The organism is Nocardioides jiangxiensis, from assembly GCF_030580915.1.
Taxonomy (GTDB): domain Bacteria; phylum Actinomycetota; class Actinomycetes; order Propionibacteriales; family Nocardioidaceae; genus Nocardioides; species Nocardioides jiangxiensis.
Map to the genome: position 1 here is coordinate 1459589 of NZ_JAUQTA010000001.1, position 22654 is coordinate 1482242.

A 22654-nucleotide genomic window follows, 5' to 3' on the forward strand; every position below is an offset into this window, starting at 1 on the left:
CAGAGGCACCCGGTGAAGCTCGCGATTCTCTCCCGCGCCCCGCGTTCCTACTCGACGCAGCGGCTCCGCTCCGCTGCGCTGAGCAGGGGGCACGAGGTGAAGGTCCTCAACACGCTCCGTTTCGGCATCGACCTGGCCGGCGACGAGCCCGACCTGCAGTTCCGCGGCAAGCCGCTGTCCGACTACGACGCGGTGCTCCCCCGCATCGGCAACTCGATCACCTACTACGGCACCGCCGTGGTCCGGCAGTTCGAGCAGATGGACGTCTACACGCCGAACACGGCCGCCGGCATCTCCAACTCGCGTGACAAGCTCCGCGCGACCCAGATCCTGTCGCGCCACAACATCGGGATGCCGGCCACGACCTTCGTCCGTGACCGCGCCGACGTGATCCCCGCGATCGAGCGGGTCGGCGGCGCGCCAGTCGTCATCAAGCTCCTCGAGGGCACCCAGGGCATCGGCGTGATCCTCGCGCCCGAGATCAAGGTCGCCGAGGCGATCATCGAGACGCTGCAGAGCACGCGCCAGAACGTCCTCATCCAGCGCTTCGTGAAGGAGTCGAAGGGCCGCGACATCCGCGCCCTCGTCGTCGGCGACCGGGTGGTCGCCGCCATGCGGCGTACGGCCAAGGGCGACGAGTTCCGCTCCAACGTGCACCGCGGCGGCTCCGTCGAGAAGGTGGACCTCGACCCCGAGTTCGAGCGTGTCGCGGTCCGCGCGGCGCAGATCATGGGCCTCAAGGTGGCCGGTGTCGACATGCTCGAGGGCGCGGACGGCCCGCTGGTCATGGAGGTCAACTCCTCACCCGGCCTGGAGGGCATCGAGGCCGCGACCAAGCTCGACGTGGCCGGCGCGATCATCGACTACATCGACAACCAGGTCGCCTTCCCGCACATCGACGTGCGTGAGCGGCTCTCGGTCTCGACCGGGTACGGCGTCGCCGAGATCGTCGTCCACGGCGATGGTGCGTTCATCGGCAAGACCCTGGCCGAGTCGGGCCTGCGCGAGCGCGACATCACGGTGCTCACCCTCCACCGGGGCACCAACGTCATCCCCAACCCCGCGGCGCGCAACGTGCTCGAGGCGGACGACCGGCTGCTCTGCTTCGGCAAGCTCGAGGAGATGCGCGGCATGATCCCCGACCGGAAGACCCGCAAGGCGAAGGTCAAGAAGCTGCCGAAGCACCCCATCAGCGAGAGCTGAGGCGCGGCCCGACCCGCGGCGCTCAGCTCAGGTGGTCGGCGCGGTCAGTGCAGGTGGTCGGCGAGGGAGCCGTCCGCGCCGAACAGCTCCTCGCGCCAGCGGGCGACCAGCTCGTCGTTGGGGTGGTCGTCGGGGTGGAAGCCCTCGCGGCGGTAGTCGAGGAGCCGCGTCACGACATCGCGTTGCAGGAACGGGTTGTGCCGCAGGCGCAGCAGCGACCGCGCCAGCCGGACCGGGTTCCACGCGGCCCGGTCGGTCAGGAGCATCGACAGCGTCGTGCCGGCGACCGTGACCACGAGCAGGCCGAACGTCGCCATCCGGAAGCCCTGGCGCCGCCGCCGCTCCGTGCCGCCCACCGCACGGAAGACGTCGAACGCCACGGCGCGGTGCTCGGACTCCTCCAGCGCGTGCCAGAGCAGGATGTTGCGGACCTCGTTGTCGCCGAGCAGCGCCTGCGCCTCGGGCTTGGTCAGCAGGGTCTCGGCGATCACCGCCGTGTAGTGCTCGAGCGCCGCGGTGTGCGCGAGCCTCAGGATCGGCGGGAACCAGCGCTCGTAGCGCTGCAGCCAGCCCTTCGAGCTGCGGGCGATCGCGTGGGTCGGGAAGCCCATCTCGTCGAGGCGCCGGTTGAGCTCGCGGTGCTCCCGGCCGTGGGTCACCTCCTGGCCGACGAAGCCCTTCACCTGCTCGCGGAGCACCGGGTCGGTCACCTGGTCGCTGAAGCTCCGCACCGATCGGATGAAGTAGTCCTCACCTGAGGGGAAGATCGCGGACAGCACGCTGACCGCGTGGCTCATCACCAGGTCGCCCTGCACGTAGTGCCGGTCGAGCGAACCCTGGGGGTAGGAGAAGCGGATCCTCCGCGCGTGCACGTCACCGGACATGGTCCGAACGTACGCCGCTCCCGCGAGCCGGTCGAGGTGGCATCATCGGGCCATGCTCGGCGTGACGGACCTGACCACCTACGTCATCGGACTGGTCCTGATCATCCTGCTGCCCGGCCCGAACTCGATGTACGTCGTCTCCGTCGCCGCCCGGCGCGGCACGCGGGCGGGCTACACGGCGGCAGCGGGGGTGTGGACCGGCGACACGGTGCTGATGGTGCTCACCGCCGCCGGTGTCGCCGGCGTGCTGCGTACCAACCCGCTGCTCTTCGCCGTGGTGAAGTACATCGGCGCCGGCTACCTGGCCTGGCTGGCGGTGGCGATGCTCCGGGGAGCCTGGGCCACGTGGCGCTCACGTCGCCTGGCGGCGGCGATCGCCACCGGCGTACCGATCGAGGCGCCGGGCGAGCGGCCCTACCACCGGGCGCTGGTGATCAGCCTCTTCAACCCGAAGGCGATCCTCTTCTTCGTCGCCTTCTTCGTGCAGTTCGTGGACCCCGACTACGCCTGGCCGGCGCTGACCTTCCTCTTCCTCGGCGTGCTCTGCCAGATCGCGTCGGTGCTCTACCTCAGCGCCCTGATCTTCTTCGGTGCGCGCCTGGCCGACGCCTTCCGCCGCCGCAGCGGGCTCTCGGCGGCAGGCACGTCCGCGGTGGGCGTGGTCTTCCTCGGGTTCGCCACGAAGCTCGCCCTCGCCCACGCCTGAGGGTCAGCGCACGAACCGCAAGGTCAGCGGCGGGGTGGTCCACTCGCCGCGGGAGGCAGCCAGGGCACCGAGCAGGTGCAGCGCACCTGCCACGAACGGGATGACGGCGAAGAGGAACCAGCCCAGGCCGAGCGTGACGATCCCCAGCACGAGGACCGCGGCGCCCCAGAGCAGCGCGGTCAGCTGGATGTTGACCGCGTTGGCCGCGTGGTGACGGATGAAGGGCCCGCGGTCCTTGTACATCAGGTAGACCACCAGCGCAGCGACGAAGCCGAGCGTTCCCGCGCTCAGCACCATCGCGGCTCCGGTGACCACGTGGACGCCGATCGACCAGTTCCGCTCCTCCTGCGGGGAGAGCTGGGCGCCGGCGCCGGGCTGCGGGGCGTACGGGTTCTGCGTCATGGGGTGCTCCTCGGTAGGTGACACCCAGTCAAACGGACGACCAGGCATCCTGTGTTCCGGTGCCGGCCCTGAGATCGACCCTGAGATCTCCCCGAGACGGCGCGCGGACGGGCCACCCCCGTACCCCACACTTGGAGGCATGACGTCCCAGAGCAGCGCCCCGGTCGACAACTACGCGAAGCACCTCGGTGTCTCGATCGTGCAGCACGGCGGCGGCCACGCGGAGTCCTTCGTGACCGTGACCGCCGACCACCTCAACCCGCACGGCACCACCCACGGCGCGTTCCTCTTCTCCGTCTCCGGCATCGCACTGGCCGCGGCGGCCAACAACGAGACCCACTCGGGCGTCATCAGCCACGTCGCGATCGACTACCTGCGCCCGGTGCGCGAGGGTGACCAGCTCCGCGCCGAGGCCAAGGTCGACGTCCGGCTGCCCAAGGAGGACATCTTCGTGGTCAAGGTCTACCGCGGTGACGAGGTCGTCGCCCGGGCCACGGGCCGCGGCAACCGACGCGAGCGGGTCGCCCAGTGAAGTTCACCGAGCGCGAGATGACCGTCGGCATCGACCGGGTCGCCGAGGGCCTCTTCCTGGCGTCGCTGCCGCCGTGGCGCAAGTCCAGGCAGGCCGCCTGGGACCTGCTGCCGAAGTTCGAGAAGTACCAGCGCAAGGCGGCGGTCGGCGAGGCCGTCATCCCGGCTCTGCTCGCCCTGCCGGAGCGGCCCACCGTCGGCGCGACCCCCGAGTTCTCCAAGGACGAGTACGCCGCGGCAGCCGGCAGCAAGGCGGCGGCGCGGCTGACGAAGCTCGTCGTCGAGGCGATGCCGGTCCGGCGCGACCCGGACGCGCTCCTGGGCACCGACGACTTCGTCGTACCGGACACGCTCGAGGGACTCGACTGACCCGGGGCGCGTGACCCGTCCCGCACGGGGTACCTCCGGAGTGACCCCTGGAGGTGGTGACGATGGTCTGGGCTCCTCTGGCTCTGCTGCTGATCGGCGCGGCGCTCCTCGCCATGATCGGGATGGCGATGGCAGCGATGCTGCGCAAGGAGCGCACTCTGGACGAGACGCTCCACGACCCCCTGACCCCGACGGTGACGTGGATCGTGCCACCGGGCGTCGACCCGGTGATCATCGGAGGCGAGCTGACCGCCGCCGGCTACCCCAACTCCCTCGAGGAGCGCGCCGGCATGACGACGCTGTGCATCTCGTGCCCGCCGGGTCGGCGCTCGTCGGTCCGTTCGATCATCGAGGCGGTCGAGCTGGAGCAGTACTCCCCCGCGCTCGACCTCCCGCCGGTGCTCTTCCGCGAGGACGCCTCCTGACCGCGGATGTCGACCTCAGCCGGTCGGGTGCTCGCGGGCCAACCACTCCTCGAACGTGCCGCCGATGACCTTCGCGCCGGGCGACGCCTGCAGGACGCCCTGACGCACACGCCGCGCGGTGGCTCCCGGCAGCCAGACCGGCAGCACCCACAGGCGACGTCCGCGGGCCTTCGCGGTCGCGCGCACCAGGTCCGCGAGAAGCCGCTTCTCCGGGCCGGCGACGTCCTTGTGGACGTGCTGATCGACCGGAGCCTCCAGCGCCAGGGCGACGAGCTCGTCGGCGACCGCGTCGACGTCGACCGTCTGGACCGGCTGCGTCGGGCACGGCAGGAGGGGGCCCTTCGCCATCCAGTCGATCAGCTGGCCTGCGAAGCCGTGGAACTGCGTCGCCCGCAGGATCGCGGTCGGCACCTCGCCGGCCTCCGTCGTCGCCTCCTGCGCCCGCTTGCCGTCGTAGTGGCCGAAGGGACCACCGCCCAGACCGTCGATGCCGACGATCGACAGCGTCACGATCCGGCGTACGCCGGCGGCGGCACCCTCGCGCTGCAGGTGACCGGCGACTGCGCTGAAGAACGCGACGGTGTCCGCAGGCTTGGTGGACTCCAGCGAGGTGGCGTCGACGATCGAGGTCACCCCGTCGAGGGCGGCCGCCAGGCCGTCGCCGGTGGTCAGGTCGATCCCCTCGCTGCGGCTGAGCACGACCGTTTCGTGCCCCTGCGCCCGCAGCCGGTCCACGACCTTCGTGCCGACCAGGCCGGTGCCACCGGCGACTGCGACCCGCATCAGGCCGGTCCGCCGATCCGGACCGCGGTGCCGTAGGCACAGACCTCGACGCCGCTGCCGGCGTACTCGGTCGTCTCGAAGCGGAAGGCCACGACGGCGTTGGCGCCGATCGCCTCGGCCTCCGCGGCGAGGCGGGCCAGCGCCTCCTTGCGGCAGTCGTGGAGCAGGCTCGTGATGCCCTTCAGCTCGCCGCCCGCGAGCGACTTGAAGCCGGCGCCGATGTTGGAGCCGATGTTGCGCGAGCGGACCGTGAGGCCGAAGACCTCGCCGAAGGTCTGCTCGATGCGCGCGCCGGGGACGTCGTTGGTGGTCACGATGATCATGTCCGCGAGCCTAGGCCGACGATCCTCAGCGCTGCTCCTCCACCGACCGCGAGTCGGTGAGCGCCCGCGCACCGAGGCCGACGACGAGGCCGACGACCACGGCGAGGACGGCGTAGGTGACCCGTTCGCCGTGGAAGAACGAGGCGACGAGGGCATCGCTCCACACTCCCGCCGGGAGCGTGACCGTGACGAGGGCGGCGATCAGCGTGCCGACGACGGCGGTGCCGATGCTGGTGCCGACCTCCTGGGCGGTGTCGTTGAGCGCCGCGCCCAGGGAGGTGCGGTTCGCCGGCATCGCGTCGACGAGCGCGACCGCGCAGATCGTCATGACGGTGCGGAGGCCGACGGTCATCACGACGATGCAGGCGGCGATGACGGCGTACCCGTGGTCGAGGCCCCAGGCCAGTCCCGCGAGGGACCCGGCGAGGAGGAGCGCGCCGACGAGGGTGGCACGCCGGTGGCCGAGGCGCTTGCCGAGGCCCTCGGAGATCGGGGCGGCGAGCAGCATCGTGAGGATCAGCGGCAGGTTGGCCAGGCCCGCGCGCACGGGACTCCAGCCGAACGCGAACTGGAAGTGCAGGATCAGGCCGAACATCACGCCGGCCATCGCGATCGAGCTGCCGACCTGGGCGATCGTGGCACCGCGGACCGTTCCGTTGCGGAAGAGCCCGAGGTCGAGCATCGGTTCCGGCGTACGCCGCTCGTGCGCGACGAAGCCGAGTGCCGCGAGGACGGCGCCGACGCCGGCGCCGAGGGTGGTCAGGGCGGTCCAGCCGTGGTCGACGCCGCTGGTGAGCGTGTAGCAGGCGAGCCCGATCGTCGCGATGGAGAGCACGGCGCCGGGAAGGTCCAGGCCGTCGCGGGTCAGGTCCTCCTGGCGGTCGGCCGGCACCCCCAGGCGTACGCCGACCCACGCGACGAGCGCCACCGGGGCGTTGACCAGCAGCAGCCATTCCCAGCCGACGTGGGCCAGGGCGGTGCCGCCCAGCAGCGGGCCGAGGACGAAGCCGCTCATGCCGACGACGATCATCACGGTCATCGCCCGCATGCGCAGCGCCGCGTCGTCGAAGAGCCGGAAGACCAGGGAGTTGGTGATGGGCGCCATCCCGGCGGCGGCGACGCCGAGGGCGGCGCGGAGGGCGATCAGCTCAGCGGCCGACTGCACGAGCACGACGGCGAGGCTGACGGTGCCGAAGACGGCGAGACCGACCAGCAGGACGCGGCGCCGGCCGAGCCGGTCGGCGGTCGCGCCGGCGGTGAGCAGCAGGCCGCCGAAGGTGAGTGAGTAAGCGCCGGTCACCCACTGCATGCCGGTCGTGCCGCTGCCGAGGTCGCGGGCGATGGTCGGCAGGGCGATCGTGAGGAGGGTGTTGTCGACCATCTCCACGAAGAAGGCGAGGCAGAGGGCGGCGAGCGGGATCCAGGCGGCGCGCAGTGACGGGTAGGTCCGCGCCGGAGGGGCGGCGGCTGCGGTGGTGGTGGCAGTCATGGCCGGCTCCTTTCAGGTCAAGGATTGTCGAACGGTGTTCGATCGAACATGGTTCGAGAATAGAACAGTGTTCGAGAATGTCAACTTCCCCGCGGTAGGGTGCAGCCGTGAGCCCGCGTGAGAGCAGCCCCGCCGACCGCCGCCGGACGCCGGCCGGACGCGGCGCGGCGCGCACGCGCGGCCGGGCCAGCCACTCGCTCGAGCAGATCGTGGCGGCGGCGATCGGCATCCTCGACCGCGACGGCATCAGGGGGCTCACACTCCGCGGCCTCGCGGCCGACCTCGGAGGAGGTCTCGGCAGCGTCTACTGGTACGTCGGCAGCAAGGACGAGCTGCTGGCCCTCGCCTGCGACGCGCTGCTCGCCGAGGCGATCGTGCGCGCCGACGCACCGGCCGGCGAAGGGCCGGGCGAGGCGGACTCGCCTCCCGGCATCGCGCCGGGTGGCCCCCCGCTCGGGACGGACGACCCCGTGGTGGTCGCCGCCGCCCGTACCCTCCGGCGTACGGCGCTGGCGCTCTTCGAGCAGACGCACGAGCACCCGTGGCTGGCCCTCCTGCTGCACGCCCAGGGTCCGCCGTCCCCTCACCTGCTGCGCTACTGGGAGCGTCTGGGCCGCCCGCTCGCGGAGATGGGCCTGACCCCGCGGCAGCAGTTCCACGGCAGCACGGCGATCAGCGGCTACGTGTCGGGGGTCGCGGCCGAGATGGCCGCGCAGGACCTCCGCGCCGACACCTCGCGCTCCAAGGAGGAGCAGCTGGCCGAGGTGACCGACGGATGGCTGGACCTGGATCCGGTCGAGTTCCGGTGGCTGCACTCGATCGCCGAGGAGTTCCGCGAGCACGACGACGACGAGCAGTTCATCGCCGGCCTCGACCTGCTGCTCGGCGGGCTCGTGCGGCAGGCGGTCGACCAGCGCCACTGAGGCAGGAATACTCCCGCGAGCGACTGGTTGCAGGAACCATGGACATTCCTTCGCTCCAGCTCAACGACCAGACCTCGATCCCCCAGTTCGGCCTCGGCGTGTGGCAGGTCCCCGCCGACGAGACGCAGCGTGTCGTCACCGACGCCCTCGAGCTCGGCTACCGCCACATCGACACCGCGCAGATGTACGGCAACGAGGCCGGCGTCGGCGCCGCGCTTGCTGCGTCCGGCCTGGCTCGCGACGAGGTCTACGTGACCACCAAGCTCAACAACGGCTTCCACGAGCCGGCCCGCGCCAAGGAGTCGCTGGCCCGCTCCCTCGAACTGCTCGGCCTCGACCAGGTCGACCTGTTCCTCATCCACTGGCCGCTGCCGACCCGCTACGACGGCGACTTCGTCTCCACCTGGGAAGCGCTCGCCGAGCTGCGGTCCGAGGGCCTGACCCGCTCCATCGGCGTCTCGAACTTCCAGCCGCAGCACATCGACCGCATCGTCGAGGCGACCGGAGTCGTGCCCGCGGTCAACCAGATCGAGGTGCACCCCTACTTCGCCAACGAGGCCGCACGCGAGGCCACCCGCCGCCACGGAGCCCTCGTCGAGGCGTGGTCTCCGCTCGGTCAGGGCGGTGGTGAGCTCACCGACGAGGTCGTCGTACGCATCGCGCAGGCGCACGGCAAGACGCCGGCCCAGGTGCTGCTGCGCTGGCAGGTCGACCGGGGCGACATCGTCTTCCCCAAGTCGATGAGCCGCGACCGACTCGCCGAGAACGCCGCGATCTTCGACTTCGCGCTCACCACGGCCGAGGTGGCCGAGCTGGCCGCCCTCGACCGCGGACCCGCCGGTCGCCAGGGCCCGGACCCCGACGTCTTCGACTGGATCCCCTGAGCCAGCTCGAGCCCCCGCCCGCGCCCGCGAACCGAGCAGTAAGCACCCGTTGGGGACCTTGAACGGTGCTTACTGCTCGGTTCGGCGCGCGCGGAGGAGTGTCCAGCCGACCAGCACTGCCGCCACGACCTGCAGCCCGGCCACGATCGCAGCCAGCACCGGCAGGTGGTGCTGCACGAGAGCGCCCGCGAGTGCACCGCCGCCGAGGGCACCCAGGCCCTGGACGGCCGCGAAGACGCCGTACGCCGTCGCGCGCCGCGAGGTGGGCACGAGGTCGGCGACGTACGCCTTGACCGTGGAGTCCTGGATCGCGGTGGCCACGCCCCAGACCGCAACGCCCACGAGCACCACCCACGCGGTGTCCGCGAAGACGAGCAGCGGCACGCCGGCGACCAGCACCGGCACCAGCAGCAGGACGCCACCGCCCCAGCGGTCGAAGAGCTGACCGGTGACGAGGGCGGCGACGGCCTCGACAGCCATCGCGCCTGCGTAGACGAGGGGCACGACCGCGGCGGTCACGATGCCGTGGTCGACCAGGCGGAAGGAGATGACGCCGAAGGTCATCAGGCCCGCGGTCATGAAGGCCGTGGCCAGCGAGAAGACATGGAAGGCACCCGGGAGCTCGGTGCCCACGGCGGTGCGCAGTCCCGCCAGTACGCCGCGGCGGGGCGACGCGCCGTCGTCCTCCTCCTCGACGATCGGCGCGTGCCGGCGCAACTGCGCGAGGAGGACCAGCGAGAGCGCGCCGGGGACCGCCAGCACCGCGAAGCCGGGCCAGAGGACACCGGTGAGCGCCGCCATCCCGGAGAGCAGCAGGGGGCCGGAGAAGGCACCGACCTGGTCCATCGCCTTGTGGACGCCGAACCCCTTGCCGCGCCCTGTCTGCGTCGCCATGCGTGCCAGCAGCGCGCTCTTCGCCGGGGAGCGGACCGCCTTGCCGGTGCGCTCGAGGAGGATCAGGACGGCCGCGGTGACCAGGCCCGCGGCGCCGAGGAACGGCGTCACGGCGAGCAGCGGCACGCAGACCGCGGTCATCGCGTAGCCGAGGACCGTGAGCCGCCAGTGGTTCTGCGCCTGGTCGGCCCAGGCGCCGGTGAGCAGGCGCAGAATGAGGGCGATGCCCTCACCGGCTCCCGTCACCAGGCCGACCGTCAGCGCCGAGGCACCCAGGTCGCCCAGCAGCGGACCGGCCATGGCGCGCATGCCCTCGTAGACCATGTCGGCCGCCAGGCTGACCAGTCCGAAGGCGAAGACCGTGCGCCACGGTGTCCAGGCGCGCCCGGTCGCGGTGGTGGCATTCATGGCGCCACCGTAGCCACCCGCCGGGCTCCGGCCCGGCCGGGACTCACTCGGCGGTCGGCGGTGCGATCCGGTAGATCGCGGCGCGCTCCTTGATGATCGTGGCGCGCGCGATGCGCGGCTTGTACGAGCCGTCCTTGATGACGCCCCCCTCGGCCTCGAACGCGGCGAGGAAGTCGAAGGCCCAGGCGACGTCGGCCGCAGACGGGCTCATCTCCTCGTTGATGAGGGCCGGCTGCTCGCGGTCGAGGCAGAGCTTGCCGGTCATGCCGAGCGAGACCGCGTCGGCGCAGTGCTCGCGCACGACGGCGTGCTGGGTGGAGATGGTCGGCTGGTCGACCGGCCCGGTCAGGCCGCCGATGCGCGAGGCGACGACGAGGCGGGAGCGGGGGTACGCCATCGCGAGCGGGGTGTTCTCCGCACCGGTGTCCTTGCGGTAGTCGCCGCCACCGAACGCGAGCCGGAAGGCGCCGCGCGCCTGGGCCACGGCCACCGCGGCCTCGATGCCGACCGCGGACTCGACGAGCGGGACGACCGGCGCCTTCGCGCCGAGCCGGTCGAACGTCGCCACGACCTGCTCGGGCGCCTCGGCCTTCGCCAGGATGACGCCCTTCAGGCCGACGTGGCCGGCGAGCGCCGCCACGTCGTCCTCCCAGAACGGCGTGGTCACGTCGTTGATCCGGACCCACGCGCTGCCGCCGGCGCCGAACCAGTCGAGGACGTGCCCGCGAGCGGCGTCCTTCTGCGAGTCGTCGACGGCGTCCTCGATGTCGAGGATGACCGCGTCGGCATGACCGAGCTGCGCCGCGTCGAACCGGTCGACGTGCAGCGCGTTGACGAGCTGCCAGCTCCGCGCGTGCGCCGGGTCTACACGGTGGCCCTCACGGGTGGAACGGCGGGTGGCCAGGTCGGGCGCATCGACGGAAGATGACATGTTCCTCACGTTAGACCTCGGCCGAGGTTACCCGGAAGTTGCGTTCATATCGGTCGCCGATCGCCGCCGGGACGCCGCCCGAACCGGGGCCGAGGACGGCCACGGCCGCTCAGTCCCCCGCGCCCGGCTCCGTCGCGTGCTGGCGCAGCATCGCCGGCTGGAGGATGGCTGCGCCGCCGCGCCGGTAGAGCGTCGCGGGCCGGCCGACGGCCTGGGTTCCGCCCTTGGTGCTGGTCGCCTCGACGAAGCCCTTGGTGCTGATCACCTTGCGCCGGAAGGCACCCAGCGACGGGGGACGGCCCCACACCGCGGCATAGACGCGGTGCAGCTCGGCGAGCGTGAAGGGCTCCTCGACGAACTCGGTCGCGAGCGTCGTGTACTCCAGCTTCGACCTCACCCGCTCGATCGCGTCGTCGAGGATCTCGGCGTGGTCGAAGGCGAGCTCGGGCGCGTCCTCGCCGCCGACGACGTCGTCGACCGCCCACCAGCGCGCGTTGCGCGCGTCGTCACCGGCGACCGGCGCGGGCAGGTTCGGAGCGAAGGCGACGTGAGCGACCGACACGATGCGGTGGCGCGGGTCCCGGTCGGGTGCCGAGTACGTCTTCAGCTGCTCGAGGTGGCCGGCCCACTGCTCGACCCCGGTCTCCTCGGCCAGCTCGCGCCACGCCGCCTGCTCGGCGTCCTCGTCCGGGTTGATGAAGCCGCCGGGCAGCGCCCACCGGCCGGCGTACGGCTCGTCGCCGCGCTCGATGAGGAGCACCGAGAGGGCGCCGTTGCGGATGGTGAAGACGGCCAGGTCGACGGTGACGAAGACGGAGGGGTACGTCGATGCGTCGTAGGCGTCGGGGTGCTGGTCGCTCATCGCGGGCTTCCCTCGTCGACACGGACGCCGCGCTCCGCCATCTCGGCCAGCGCCGCCGCCGTTGTCGCGGGAGCGACGCCGGCGTGCAGCCCCGGCAGCAGGCGTACGTCGAAGCCGAGGTCGCGACCGTCGAGCGCGGTCGCGCGCACGCAGTGGTCGGTCGCGATGCCGCAGACGTCGATCTCCGTCACGCCCCGCTCGCGCAGGACCGCCTCGAGCGTCGACCCGTCCGGCGCCACCCCCTCGAACGCCGAGTACGCCGGCTCACCCATGCCCTTGCTGACGACGAGGTCGGCGTGCTCGGCGAGGGCGTCGGCGACGGGCACAGCGAACTGCGCTCCGGTCGTCCCGGCGACACAGTGGACCGGCCAGGTGGCGGCGTAGTCGGGCTGCTCCCCCGCGGGCGGGAAGTGGCCGCCGTTGAGGCCATCGGAGTCGTGCCAGTCGCGCGAGGCCACGACGAGGTCGTAGCCATCGGCCCCGGTCGCGAGGAGGTCGGCGATCGCCGCGGCCGTGGCCAGCCCGCCCTCGACGGGGAGCGATCCCCCTTCGCAGAAGTCGTTCTGGACGTCGACGACGACGAGGGCGCGGCGTGCGGTGGAGGCGGTCATGTCAGGCTCCCTGGGTGGCGGGCGTGAGGACGACGGGGGTCAGCCAGGCGACCCCGTCGGTGACGCTGCGGGCTTCGGCGGGCAGCGACGCGAGCGCCGAGGCGCAGGCCTGTCGCGTCTCGACGAGCGCGGGGCGGTGGACCACGGTGCCGTGGTCGACGACGGTCACCTGCGCCGGCGCGAAGCCGTCCGGAGGCGGGCCCGCGACCACGTGGACCTCCGCGGCGAGGATGCCGTCGCGGGTCGACCGGTAGACCCGCTTGCGGCCGCCGACGGACGCCTTGTCGCGTGCCTTCTTGGCGACGGGTCGCATGGTGCCGTCCTCCTGCTCGATGGCGACCAGCTTGTAGACCATGCCCGCGGTCGGGTGACCGGAGCCGGTCGCCACGCGCGTGCCGGCGCCGTAGCCGTCGATGGGGGCGTCCTGCAGTGCGGTGATGACGTACTCGTCGAGGTCGCTGGTGACCGTGATCCGTGTGCTGGTCGCGCCGAGGTCGTCAAGGAGCGCCCGGGCCTTCGCGGCCTCCTCGGCGAGGTCACCGGAGTCGATCCGGATCGCACCCGGGCCCGTCGCGCCGTGGGCCGCGGCGGCCGTGACGGCGTTGCGGATGCCGGTCGGGATGTCGTAGGTGTCGACCAGCAGCGTCGTGCCGGTGCCGTGCGCCTCGACCTGGTTGGCGAACGCCGCGAGCTCGCTGTCGTGCGCGAGCGTGAACGCGTGGGCGGCCGTGCCGACCGTCGGGATGCCGTGGCGGTAGCCCGCCGCGAGGTTGCTGGTCGAGGCGAACCCAGCGAGGTACGCCGCCCGGGCGGTCGCCACCGCCGCCTCCTCGTGCGTGCGGCGCGAGCCCATCTCGATGACGGCACGGCCCCCGTCCTCGGGCCTGCCGCCGGCGGCCGTGACCATGCGAGCCGCGGTGGACGCGATCGCGCTGTCGTGGTTGAGAACGCTGAGCACCAGCGTCTCCAGCACGATGCACTCCCCCAACGTGCCGCTCACGGTGAGGACCGGCGTGCCCGGGAAGTAGAGGTCACCCTCGGGGATCGCCTCGATCGTCCCGCGGAAGCGGAAGGTCGCCAGGTAGTCGGCCGTGGCCGCGTCGACGACGCCCTCGCGCCGCAGCCACGCGATCTCGCTGGCGTCGAAGCGGAAGCCCTCGACCAGCTCGACGAGCCGGCCGAGGCCCGCGGCGATGCCGTAGCGGCGCCCCTCCGGGAGGCGCCGGGCGAATGCCTCGAACACGGCCTTCCGGCCGGCGGAGCCATCCGCGATGAACGAGGCGAGCATCGTCAGCTCGTAGCGGTCCGTGAGCAGGCCGGGGCCGCCGGTCGGTGGGTTCACGGTCTCCATGCGGGACCTCCTCGTAATTATGAACAAAGTGAGCATAACCCGCCGTGGTCATTCCGCAACCCCTGTCGGCGGCCCTTTCCGGGGTGTGCGCACACGTCCGCCCGACGCCGAGGGCCCTCCGTCGGCCGGGGCGCTCCGTCGGCCGGGGCAACCGGAAGCGCCATTGACGAACCCGCCCACGCACCCATCACACTCAGCGCATGCGCGACAGGGCGATCCGGTACCTCTACGACCGATGCGGCAGCGGGTCCGGGTACTGGCTGGTCATGTCCGCGGCACAGAGCGCGGCATCGGCCCTCGTCACCTGCGTCGCCGTCGCCCTGATCGCGTCGTTCTTCGACCCGCCGCTCACCGCCGTGGCCGTGACCATGCTCGGCGGCGTGGTGCTCACCGTCTTCGCGGTCACCTTCGCGACCTCGAAGCTCCGGCCCCGGCTCGAGAGGTTCCGGGAGTGGCGGAGCGCGCCCGACCCCTCTCCCGCGGAGACCCGCGAGGTCTGGGAGCTCGTCGTCAACGGCACGGCCGACACCTACCGCCGCATGGCGGGCCGGACCGTCCTCCTCACCGTGGTCCCCCTGCTGGCGATCGCCGGGTGGTCCTGGCACATCGGCTGGCAGGGAACGGCGGCCACGCTGGTCGCGGTCATCGTGCCGGCGTACTACGCGACCGCCCTCTCCTACTCGACGTCGGAGCTGCTGTCGCGGCCCATGGCCGAGGAGATCGCGGCGCGTGCCCCCGACGTCACGGTGTTCCAGCCCGGCACCTCGCTCGCCAAGCGGCTGCGCATCTCGGTACCGGCCTACACGACGGCAGCCGCGACCCTGACCGTCGGCGTCCTCGGCAGGGCAGACGGCGCGCGGGCGCTCGCCGCCACGACGCTGACCGCGCTGGTCGTCGGCGTCGCCTTGTCGTCGGAGCTGACCCTCTTCCTGTCGGATGCGGTCACCGGGCCGATGCGACGGCTGCAGCGACAGCTGGCCCTGGTGCGCGACGGCGACTTCTCCGCACGGGCGCCGGTGGTCAGCAGCGACGAGTTCGGCGAGCTGGCCGATGACTTCAACCAGATGGCCGCCGGGCTGGCCGAACGGGAACGCATCCGGAGCGCCTTCGGCACGTACGCCGACCAGGCGGTCGCGGACCTCATCCTGTCGGGGCAGCTGCCTCCCGAGGGGTTCGAGACGACCGCGACCATCCTGTTCTGCGACGTCCGCGGCTTCACCCCGTGGGCGGAGCGCCTCGGCGCGCCCGAGGTGATCACCGCGCTCAACGCCATCTTCACGGCGATCGTGCCCATCGTCGACAGGCACGGTGGCCACGTCGACAAGTTCCTCGGCGACGGGCTGCTGGCGGTGTTCGGCACGCCCCGGCCCCTGGCCGACCATGCGGACTGTGCGGTGGAGGCCGCCCGCGAGATCGTCCGGACCGTCAACCACGGGCCGTCCGGACTGAAGGTCGCGTGCGGCCTCAACACCGGCGCGATCGTCGCCGGCCCGATCGGCGGCGCCGGGCGCCTCAACTTCAGCGTCATCGGCGACACCGTCAACGTCGCCGCCCGCGTCGAGGCGGCCACGCGGCAGACCGGCGACGACGTACTCCTCACGGAGGCGACGCGCACCCACCTGCGGCGCGACCACCACCTCGTCGAACGAGGCCCGCTCGCCCTGAAGGGCAAGAGCGACGAGCTCGAGCTGTACGCCGTGCCTGCCGCGGACGCCGCGGCGTCGGCCTAGACCGCCGCGGGCGCGGTGCCGTCGTCCAGGCGTCGCCACATGCGGACGTGCGGGCCGATCTCGGGGTCGACCCACGGCTCGCCGGTCGTCACGAACCCGGCGCGGCGATAGAGCCCCTCTGCCGGCGTGCGGGCGTTGCACCAGACCAGCGCCACGCTGCGCAGCCGCAGCTCGTCGAGCATCCGCGCCAGCACGGCAGCGCCGTGGCCCTGGCCGCGGTGCGCCGCGTCGGTCGCCATCCCGCGCAGCCGCCAGGCGGTCTCGGCGACCTCCCCGAGGCCGAGCTCCGGGCCCGGCAAGAACGCGTCGGGGTGCGCCGCGACGCACGAGACGAGCGACCGCTCGACGAGCGCGCCGATCGCGAACAGCCCGGGCACGTCGGTCTCGGCCAGGACCTCGTCGTAGCTCTGGTGCGGGCGGAGCACCCGCTGCCGCAGCCACACGGTCGCGTAGGGATCGACCTGCTCCACCGACACACTCGTCACGGAGCGATTCTTGCGCGCCGCTGGCTGGGGTACACGCACGTCGACGTGGATCCCCCGACCGTCACCCTGCCGGGCCGTACCGTCGACGTAGGCACTGTTGACACCGGCCGAAAGAGTGAGCCATGGCCAAGCGAGTCCTCCTCGTCGTCACCAACGTCGGCCATTACGACGACGACGTCCATCCCACGGGTCTGTGGCTCTCCGAGCTCACCCACGCCTGGCACGTCTTCGAGGAGGCCGGCTACGAGCAGACCCTGGTCAGCCCCGCCGGAGGCAAGGTCCCGCTCGAGCCGCGGGCGCTCAAGTTCCCCAACGTCGACAAGACCGCAAAGGCGTGGCTCGCCGACCCCGTCAAGATGGCACTGCTGGAGAACACCAAGAGCCCCGACGAGATCGCCTCCGCCGACTACGACGCGATCTACTTCACCGGCGGCCACGCGGTCATGTACGACTTCCTCGACAACCGGGGCCTGCAGAAGATCACACGCGAGCTGTACGAGCGTGGCGCGGTCGTCTCGTCCGTGTGCCACGGCTACTGCGGCCTGCTCAACACCACGCTCTCCGACGGCAGCTTCCTGATCGCCGGCAAGCACATGACCGGCTTCGCCTGGCGTGAGGAGGAGCTCGCGAAGGTGCACAAGCTGGTGCCGTACAACGCCGAGAAGGTCGCCAAGCAGCGCGGCGGGCTCTACGAGAAGGCGAAGCTCCCCTTCGTCCCCTATGCCGTCGTCGACGGCAACCTGGTCACCGGGCAGAACCCGCCGTCGGCGAAGAAGACCGCGAAGGCGGTCGTGAAGCTGCTGGGCTGACGCTTCCTCGTGCCGCCGCCAGGCTCGCCCGGGCCTGCCGACGCCAGCCGAATCTGAAACCGATGCGCGCTCACTCAGGAGCAATCTGAAACACACCATCCGACGAAACTGAAACCGACTTCCGGCTCGGTTGGGACGCGCTACTCGTCGGCCAACGTCCAACCTCCTCAAGGGCACGGTTCGCGATTACTCCGAAACGCGCTGCAAGAGGTACCCGTCGACCACGTGCAGTGTGTGCGAGAGGCCTTCGAGCATCGGCCTAAGCGTTTCGAGAGGCTCGGACGTCGCAAACACGACTTGCCTGCCTGCGGTGCCGCCCGCCGCCCGCCGCAAGAGTGCGGCGAACGAAAAGTCCTTCGCGCTCTGTTGCTTCGGCTCGTCGAAGACAAGGAATCCCGGGTGGTTCGTACTGAACTGCTCGCCGACTTCGAGCAAGCCCAGCAGATAGGCCCAGATCACGCGGACCGAGTCGGAAGCCGAGATGTCGGCCTGAAGATCGAAGTTGTCACGCCTGGGCAGGTAGTCGTCCTCGCTGACGACGATCATCTCGTTGGAGAACGAGCCGAAGTCGTACGCCTTCAACTGGTCCACGAATGACCGCTGGAGAGCCCGAAGTTTCTTGCGATCCTCATCGGACAGATCATCCGAGGGTACGGCCCGAAGCGCAGCGCGCACCTCCACCGCACGTGCCGCAAGAGTCTCCAGGCGGATCTGAAACTCTGCAAGCCTTTCCGCGGTCGCTCGGAGGCGCTTCTCGCGGTCTCGCAACTGAACCACACGGGCAACCGTGGCCGCGCTAGGGCCACCCGAACGACCGAGCAAATCGTCGCGAAGCGCCTGAACGGTCAGCGCCAGATCATCACTGCGACTGCGGACTGAAATCCACCGCTCACGCTTTGCCTCGACAGCCGAGGACGAGTCGCCCAGCATCGATTCAAAGAGCAGGATCTGCTTCTTGATGTAGTCGACGCTGTCGGACGGAGTCATCGTTGGCACGTCGCCGGGCAGGAGGGTCGAGGGCAAGTGCTGGTGGCACACCGGGCAATCAGAGGACATTTGCTCTGAGATCGTCGATCCCAACTTCTGAAGAGTGACGACGTCCTGGTGCTGCCTGAGGTCCTCGCGCAGCGCGGCCAGACGATGCTCGACTGTCCGAACTTCTGCCTCGTCGCGCAGGATGTCCTCTCGAAGGGCAAGGTCGATGGCCCGGATGCGCCTCGACTCGTCCAGGGCCTCGATGATGCGCCCCGAGATCTGTGCAGCCCGCTCGTTCTCCGCCGCCGAGTCGTCGGCCACTTGCTCCACGTTCGCATTCTCAAGCGCTGCTAGTTCAGCCACGCATGCGGCCAGTGCAGCGTCGAGCGGCACCCACTCCTCACCACCGCTCGCCTCAGACACAGTCGCCTGACGGTCTTCCGTAGGCCAAGCACTTGGCAGCCGTGAGGGGACACCGTCGAGACGCATCCCAGTACCGTCCAGCGACCGCGCAAATGCCTGGGTCGCAACCTGCCAGGAGGCGACAAGTTCGGCCTCCTCCGCACGAAGCCGCTGGCGTGTCAGGTCCTGGCGGCCCACGTCCAGCGAGAGCAGGAATTCGACCGCCCGCTTTCGGACTTCTGTCACACCGCTGAAGACGGGCATCTGAGCCTGGATGCCACCCCATCCGCGCCGCTGCTCAACGAACAGCAGCGGGAACACCTGCTCCATATAAAGTTGGGACGTCCGTCCCTCGCGAGCGGGAAGTTCGGGCATGTCCCAGCCGATGAATTCGGCCAACCACACGTGGAAGCCACGCTCGCTTGATGCGCCACCCGAACGCCCGACGTAGTAGTCCACGAAGGGCGTATCGGACGTCAACTCCGAAAGGGGACCCTCGTGGACCCGCACGAGGTTCGGGCTGAGCGTGTCATCGGCCACCCACCGAGTCACGCAAGCCGCATTGCCTGATGCACCCTCGATCTCCACGATCACACGGGACGACAGAACCTCTGTCTCCGCCTTCGAATCGGCGTCGTAAATCAAGCGGTCGCGCATAGCGGAGGTCACAGCACTCGTTGGCCGAGTGGTGATCATCCGCTCCAGACCCAAAGCGAACAGAATGCTTTGGACCGCGGTCGACTTACCTCGCGAGTTCTCCGCGCGAACCACCATGAGACCCGGCTTGAACGGGATGTCTGCGCCGTAGACCCCTTGCCCCGTATGAGCCCGGAGCCGGAGGTGCCGTACGTTGAGGTTCATTTCGTCCGCCATTCGAGAAGACGCTCGACGCTTGAGTTTGAGATCTTTCCCTTCACCGACGTCAGGGCCTCTTCCTCGTCGACGAATAATCCAGCCGCGCGAACCTCGCTGAGCGCGTCCTGACCCACCGGGGTCAGGCTGAACACACCCGCATCCGAGCGGGCGAGAAATCCAAGCCCAACCGCGAGGTCCAAGGCCCGGTCGAGAGCGGGGTCAAAGCGCACCACTGGCCGATCGGCAGGTCCAGTCCCATCACGAAGCCTCGCAACCATCTCAAGCCTGGAATGCGACTTCAGGGCCCAACTGAGGACGTGAACCGCCTTCCACGTAGCCCTTCCACCCCAACTCTTGTCGACCACCATCAAGCACAACGCGATCCGACGTTCGGGACGATCATTTGGCGCGACGGGGTCGGGGCGAGCCACAAAATTCAACGGCGCATCGAGCCAACCAAGAACGTCTGCGCCCAGGTCGCTTGCAGTCACGGCGCGTCCTGAAACTCAAGCGGGCAGCGCATGAGCCAGTCACCGATCTGTCCGAACGAGAGGCGCTGTGCGTCTGCCGCAGCCAATCCAGCCACGGTGTCTCGCAAGTCGGCCGCGTACTCCTTTGCAACATTGGCCACTCGGCTGTGCGGTGCCTCGATTGCAAGACCGTTCTCGAACTCAAGGACCTCTTGCCGGAGCCGACGCTGCCGCTCAACTGCCTCACGAGTCTGAGGCCAGGCCTGAAGCGCCTCCATCAGTTCTTCTTTGGCAAGGTAGGCCTTCGTCAACTGATGACTCATTGCCTCGACATCGGCGGCCGCATGGTGCGCCTTGAGTTTCCTCAGTTTCGCCACGAGCGTTGCAGCGAGTTCTGGTTCGTCGTCTGCGAAGCCCTCGACCGCCTCGTCGTCAACGTGCGGTTCAGGCAGCAGGGCCTTGCTTGAGCCGTCGTGGAGCGCCGCGTGGTACTCCGCGGGGTAGTCCTGCAAGGTCTTGATTCGAACGGCGAAGTCTTCAGAGATGAAGGGAAGATCCCACGCTCGAACCACGTCGGCGCGCTTGTTCGCGTACTCGACCAGTTCCGCGGCATGGAACTGCGGGACGACGAGGAAGTAGTGCCGAACGACCATCCCATCGAGGAGTTTCGGAAGGTCGCTCGCATACTTCCGAATTTTCTCCGTGTCGTCGTACAACTTCTTCTTCTGCTTGTCGGTACGTGCACGCAGGCTCAGCGAATCCTTGTCGGCGTAGCACTGGTACGCGATGCCGTCTGTTGTGTAGCCCTCAATCCCCTTGTCGCCGCCCATGTCCGCCGGGATGTAGACAATGGCTTCTGGCGGATAGCGCCGCGCAAGGAGACCCCAGAAGAAGTCTTCGAAGTCGTCGCCTGAAGGCGTAGCGGGGATCTCCGAAAGCGGGTCGACGGCGGTCATGGTCCTCGCAGATTACTGGGCGTCTGGCGCGCTCGCCGGAGATTGCTCCAGTCACCAATTGGTAGTCCAGCCTCAACGGCTGCCGCGTCACATCGGCGAACCGTCATGGGGCGCCCAGTCAACGCCGTTAGCGATCAGGTAGGCCGCGAGTTGCTTCGGGCTCCGGATCCCCTCGTGCATCAAGAGCGCGACGCCGACGTCGGGAGGGAGGTCGAGTTCGTCATGCAAGATCCATGCGAACTGACAGAGCCGCAGCGCCTCCGTGTACTTCACGTCGTAATGCGCCATGATCCGCCGGGCTGCCTGCTTGGTGCGAGTGCTGGTCATCCACCTCTCCGTTCCAAAGTTTCAAAGTCTGTTGCCGCAACGGGCCGACGCCTGGGTGCTTTGCCCGGTAGCAGGAAGGGCGGCCGTTCAAAGGCAGCGGCGCATCACCTCCTCCCGAAGCCGGCGCATCAAGACGGTTCCCTCAAGCCACACACGCGGGTCGATCTCTATGTCACCGCCGAAAGCCATCCAGTACCCGCTAGCGAAGTGGCCCGCCTCCCATTCAAGGAACGCCACAAGGTTCGTCAGGTAGGCGTCGGTGAGGTCGGCGCGGTCGTCGATCTGGTGCACGTCGCGCAGTGCGTCGACCCAGACCTTTTCCTGGTCGAACACCCGAAGGTCGAGGGAGCCCGGTTCGATCGCGGCGTACTCCTCGAACGGCGGATCTTCCGCGCCGGGGCCCCGCACGATCGCCAACGCAAGCGAGTCGAGAACGCGGCGCATGACCTCTTCCGGCGGAACAGCGCGTTCCTTCGCACGCGCAATGGCAGGTGTGGCGTAGCCACCGGCGGACGTGATCGCGAGGCGCACGGCCTCCCAAGCGTCACTAGTCATCCTGCGCCGCCGCCCACGGCTGCAACGGACGCTCCTGCACGAACGGCCGTTCCGCGTCGCGTTCCCACATGCCCGGCAAGAAGATCTCGACGTCCACTCCCAGGAAACGTGAGAGCGATTGTTCCGGCAACTGCCGCGACAACATCGCTCCGCCGCCCAACGGCTCCCCATAGACGATGGTCAATCGGTCGGGATACTTGTCTCCAGGGAACCGGCCGACGGTCCACCCGCGGAGCGTCCAGCCCCATTTACGAGTGGCGTCCTCGATCGCTGCGCGCTGCTGTTCAATGAGCGGGCGAAGCGCTTCAACCGTCAGGCGCGGGCCGAGAGGCTCACGCTGAGGCGGGGCGCCTGGCACTCGCCGTGCCAGCGCGGCGATCTCGTCGGCGGACAACCGGCCGCGTGCGTTCGCGACCTCCCGCAGCACCTGGCGCAGGCGCCAGCGGAACCACGGTCCGGCCCGGCGCACCTTGGTGACTGGGCTGGTGTCCCACCACTCGCTCATCCCGGTGTGGATCGTCATCGGCGCACCGACGACAACGCCGATGCAGAGATCCCACGACGGATGCTCACCGGCCACGACCCCGAAGAGCCGCTGCTGACGCAGGTCCGCGTTCGACCGAGAGACTGAGCCGTCGGGGTGAGCGCCAGGCAGGCGGCACCACCACGAATGCTGGCGGTGTCGTACGAGCACGATTCGGGACGACCCGCTGGTCGTGACAACCCACATGCCACGGCGCAGGTACTTGGGCTGGGGATCAGTCATCACGGGCTCCCTTCAGGTGCCTCTCGGCCTTCGCGATGGCCTCGTCGCGGTCCGCCAGGCGCAGTGCCTCCATGCGGCGTGCCAGACCCTCGGCCGAGTGGAACGTGACGTCCAGCCCGTCGATCTCGCCCACGATGTAGAGGCGCGCGTTGGTGAAGTCGGACAGCACGACAGCCGTGCCCAGTTCCGGGTCTGCGGCGACCTTAGGGATGTCTTCCTCGGTGAGCGTGATCGTCCTGGTGTGCTTCTCGACGTCGAGGGAGCCGGGCCACAGGAAGATCCAGCGGACCTCGGCCTCACGGCCCACGCGAACCCGCGCCTCTCGCGTGGCGTGAGGACAGCATG

27 protein-coding genes are annotated in these 22654 nt (G+C 70.0%); 9 read left to right on the plus strand and 18 right to left on the minus strand.

The features are described from left to right. The first annotated feature begins 12 nt into the window (after positions 1-12). A complete protein-coding gene (locus Q5722_RS07090; RefSeq protein ID WP_305027506.1) occupies positions 13-1203 on the plus strand; it encodes a RimK family alpha-L-glutamate ligase in 1191 nt (396 codons plus the stop codon). Positions 1204-1247: 44 nt separating this feature from the next. Here the strand turns inward: Q5722_RS07090 and Q5722_RS07095 are convergent, their stop codons facing one another. Next, positions 1248-2087 (minus strand): metal-dependent hydrolase, encoded by an 840-nt coding sequence (locus tag Q5722_RS07095; protein ID WP_305027507.1) that lies wholly within the window; start codon positions 2085-2087, stop codon positions 1248-1250. 52 nt (positions 2088-2139) lie between these two features. Between Q5722_RS07095 and leuE the strand changes: the two genes are divergently transcribed. Further along, positions 2140-2793, plus strand: coding sequence for a leucine efflux protein LeuE (gene leuE / locus Q5722_RS07100; protein ID WP_305027508.1), 654 nt, complete (start codon positions 2140-2142; stop codon positions 2791-2793). Between the two features lie 3 nt (positions 2794-2796). Here the strand turns inward: leuE and Q5722_RS07105 are convergent, their stop codons facing one another. After that, positions 2797-3195 carry a DUF4870 domain-containing protein gene (locus Q5722_RS07105; RefSeq protein ID WP_305027509.1) on the minus strand — a complete coding sequence of 133 codons (399 nt, stop codon included), beginning with the start codon at positions 3193-3195 and terminating at the stop codon, positions 2797-2799. A gap of 139 nt (positions 3196-3334) precedes the next feature. Here Q5722_RS07105 and Q5722_RS07110 point away from each other — a divergent pair, with 139 nt between their 5' ends. The 3 genes from Q5722_RS07110 (at position 3335) to Q5722_RS07120 (ending at position 4520) form a co-directional block, all read left to right on the plus strand. Continuing rightward, a complete protein-coding gene (locus Q5722_RS07110) occupies positions 3335-3727 on the plus strand; it encodes a hotdog fold thioesterase (protein WP_305027510.1) in 393 nt (130 codons plus the stop codon). Continuing rightward, positions 3724-4095 carry a hypothetical protein gene (locus tag Q5722_RS07115; RefSeq protein ID WP_305027511.1) on the plus strand — a complete coding sequence of 124 codons (372 nt, stop codon included), beginning with the start codon at positions 3724-3726 and terminating at the stop codon, positions 4093-4095. The genes Q5722_RS07110 and Q5722_RS07115 overlap by 4 nt, the downstream gene beginning before the upstream one ends. 62 nt (positions 4096-4157) lie before the next feature. Next, positions 4158-4520: a hypothetical protein gene (locus Q5722_RS07120; RefSeq protein ID WP_305027512.1), complete on the plus strand. Its 363-nt coding sequence runs from the start codon at positions 4158-4160 to the stop codon at positions 4518-4520. A 15-nt stretch (positions 4521-4535) separates the two neighbouring features. Here Q5722_RS07120 and Q5722_RS07125 read toward each other — a convergent pair whose 3' ends face one another. Genes Q5722_RS07125 through Q5722_RS07135 form a run of 3 tightly spaced genes read right to left on the minus strand, consistent with a single transcriptional unit; the run spans position 4536 to position 7115 of the window. After that, a complete protein-coding gene (locus tag Q5722_RS07125) occupies positions 4536-5303 on the minus strand; it encodes an SDR family oxidoreductase (protein ID WP_305027513.1) in 768 nt (255 codons plus the stop codon). Continuing rightward, a complete protein-coding gene (locus Q5722_RS07130; protein WP_305027514.1) occupies positions 5303-5626 on the minus strand; it encodes a YbjQ family protein in 324 nt (107 codons plus the stop codon). Before Q5722_RS07130 ends, Q5722_RS07125 begins: the two co-directional genes overlap by 1 nt. A gap of 25 nt (positions 5627-5651) precedes the next feature. Beyond that, positions 5652-7115, minus strand: coding sequence for an MFS transporter (locus Q5722_RS07135; protein WP_305027515.1), 1464 nt, complete (start codon positions 7113-7115; stop codon positions 5652-5654). A 107-nt stretch (positions 7116-7222) separates the two neighbouring features. Between Q5722_RS07135 and Q5722_RS07140 the strand changes: the two genes are divergently transcribed. After that, positions 7223-8038, plus strand: coding sequence for a TetR/AcrR family transcriptional regulator (locus tag Q5722_RS07140; protein WP_305027516.1), 816 nt, complete (start codon positions 7223-7225; stop codon positions 8036-8038). Positions 8039-8076: 38 nt separating this feature from the next. Further along, complete coding sequence (locus tag Q5722_RS07145) at positions 8077-8922, plus strand: aldo/keto reductase (RefSeq protein ID WP_305027517.1); 846 nt, start codon at positions 8077-8079, stop codon at positions 8920-8922. Positions 8923-8991: 69 nt separating this feature from the next. On the opposite strand, the gene Q5722_RS07150 is transcribed toward Q5722_RS07145, so the two are convergent. The 5 genes from Q5722_RS07150 to Q5722_RS07170 form a co-directional block, all read right to left on the minus strand. Continuing rightward, the gene (locus tag Q5722_RS07150) at positions 8992-10224 is read right to left on the minus strand and encodes an MFS transporter (protein WP_305027518.1); all 1233 of its coding nucleotides are present in this window, start codon (positions 10222-10224) and stop codon (positions 8992-8994) included. 43 nt (positions 10225-10267) lie between these two features. Next, complete coding sequence (locus tag Q5722_RS07155; protein ID WP_305027519.1) at positions 10268-11155, minus strand: HpcH/HpaI aldolase/citrate lyase family protein; 888 nt, start codon at positions 11153-11155, stop codon at positions 10268-10270. Positions 11156-11264: 109 nt separating this feature from the next. Further along, entirely contained in the window at positions 11265-12017 is a 753-nt protein-coding gene (locus Q5722_RS07160; RefSeq protein WP_305027520.1) for an NUDIX hydrolase, read from the minus strand. Further along, positions 12014-12628: an isochorismatase family protein gene (locus Q5722_RS07165; protein WP_305027521.1), complete on the minus strand. Its 615-nt coding sequence runs from the start codon at positions 12626-12628 to the stop codon at positions 12014-12016. Before Q5722_RS07165 ends, Q5722_RS07160 begins: the two co-directional genes overlap by 4 nt. Before the next feature lies 1 nt (position 12629). Continuing rightward, positions 12630-13979, minus strand: a complete 1350-nt coding sequence (locus tag Q5722_RS07170) for a nicotinate phosphoribosyltransferase (RefSeq protein WP_305027522.1) — start codon at positions 13977-13979, stop codon at positions 12630-12632. 200 nt (positions 13980-14179) lie between these two features. On the opposite strand from Q5722_RS07170, the gene Q5722_RS07175 reads away from it, so the two are divergent. Then, positions 14180-15709: an adenylate/guanylate cyclase domain-containing protein gene (locus Q5722_RS07175; protein ID WP_305027523.1), complete on the plus strand. Its 1530-nt coding sequence runs from the start codon at positions 14180-14182 to the stop codon at positions 15707-15709. Here Q5722_RS07175 and Q5722_RS07180 read toward each other — a convergent pair. Then, positions 15706-16194 (minus strand): GNAT family N-acetyltransferase, encoded by a 489-nt coding sequence (locus Q5722_RS07180; RefSeq protein ID WP_305027524.1) that lies wholly within the window; start codon positions 16192-16194, stop codon positions 15706-15708. The two genes, Q5722_RS07175 and Q5722_RS07180, sit on opposite strands and share 4 nt — an antisense overlap. Before the next feature lie 122 nt (positions 16195-16316). Between Q5722_RS07180 and Q5722_RS07185 the strand changes: the two genes are divergently transcribed. Continuing rightward, positions 16317-17003: a type 1 glutamine amidotransferase domain-containing protein gene (locus Q5722_RS07185; protein WP_305027525.1), complete on the plus strand. Its 687-nt coding sequence runs from the start codon at positions 16317-16319 to the stop codon at positions 17001-17003. A gap of 186 nt (positions 17004-17189) precedes the next feature. Here Q5722_RS07185 and Q5722_RS07190 read toward each other — a convergent pair whose 3' ends face one another. The 7 genes from Q5722_RS07190 to Q5722_RS07220 all read right to left on the minus strand — a co-directional run bounded on the left by Q5722_RS07190 (position 17190) and on the right by Q5722_RS07220 (position 22616). Beyond that, a complete protein-coding gene (locus Q5722_RS07190) occupies positions 17190-19241 on the minus strand; it encodes a hypothetical protein (protein WP_305027526.1) in 2052 nt (683 codons plus the stop codon). Continuing rightward, a complete protein-coding gene (locus Q5722_RS07195; RefSeq protein ID WP_305027527.1) occupies positions 19238-19726 on the minus strand; it encodes a hypothetical protein in 489 nt (162 codons plus the stop codon). The genes Q5722_RS07190 and Q5722_RS07195 overlap by 4 nt, the downstream gene beginning before the upstream one ends. Beyond that, entirely contained in the window at positions 19723-20661 is a 939-nt protein-coding gene (locus Q5722_RS07200; RefSeq protein WP_305027529.1) for a hypothetical protein, read from the minus strand. The genes Q5722_RS07195 and Q5722_RS07200 overlap by 4 nt, the downstream gene beginning before the upstream one ends. 87 nt (positions 20662-20748) lie before the next feature. Then, positions 20749-20988: a hypothetical protein gene (locus Q5722_RS07205; RefSeq protein WP_305027530.1), complete on the minus strand. Its 240-nt coding sequence runs from the start codon at positions 20986-20988 to the stop codon at positions 20749-20751. An 87-nt stretch (positions 20989-21075) separates the two neighbouring features. Then, positions 21076-21519, minus strand: coding sequence for a hypothetical protein (locus Q5722_RS07210; protein WP_305027531.1), 444 nt, complete (start codon positions 21517-21519; stop codon positions 21076-21078). A 16-nt stretch (positions 21520-21535) separates the two neighbouring features. Further along, a complete protein-coding gene (locus tag Q5722_RS07215; protein ID WP_305027532.1) occupies positions 21536-22309 on the minus strand; it encodes a hypothetical protein in 774 nt (257 codons plus the stop codon). Further along, positions 22302-22616, minus strand: coding sequence for a hypothetical protein (locus tag Q5722_RS07220; RefSeq protein ID WP_305027533.1), 315 nt, complete (start codon positions 22614-22616; stop codon positions 22302-22304). The genes Q5722_RS07215 and Q5722_RS07220 overlap by 8 nt, the downstream gene beginning before the upstream one ends. Positions 22617-22654 lie beyond the last annotated feature (38 nt).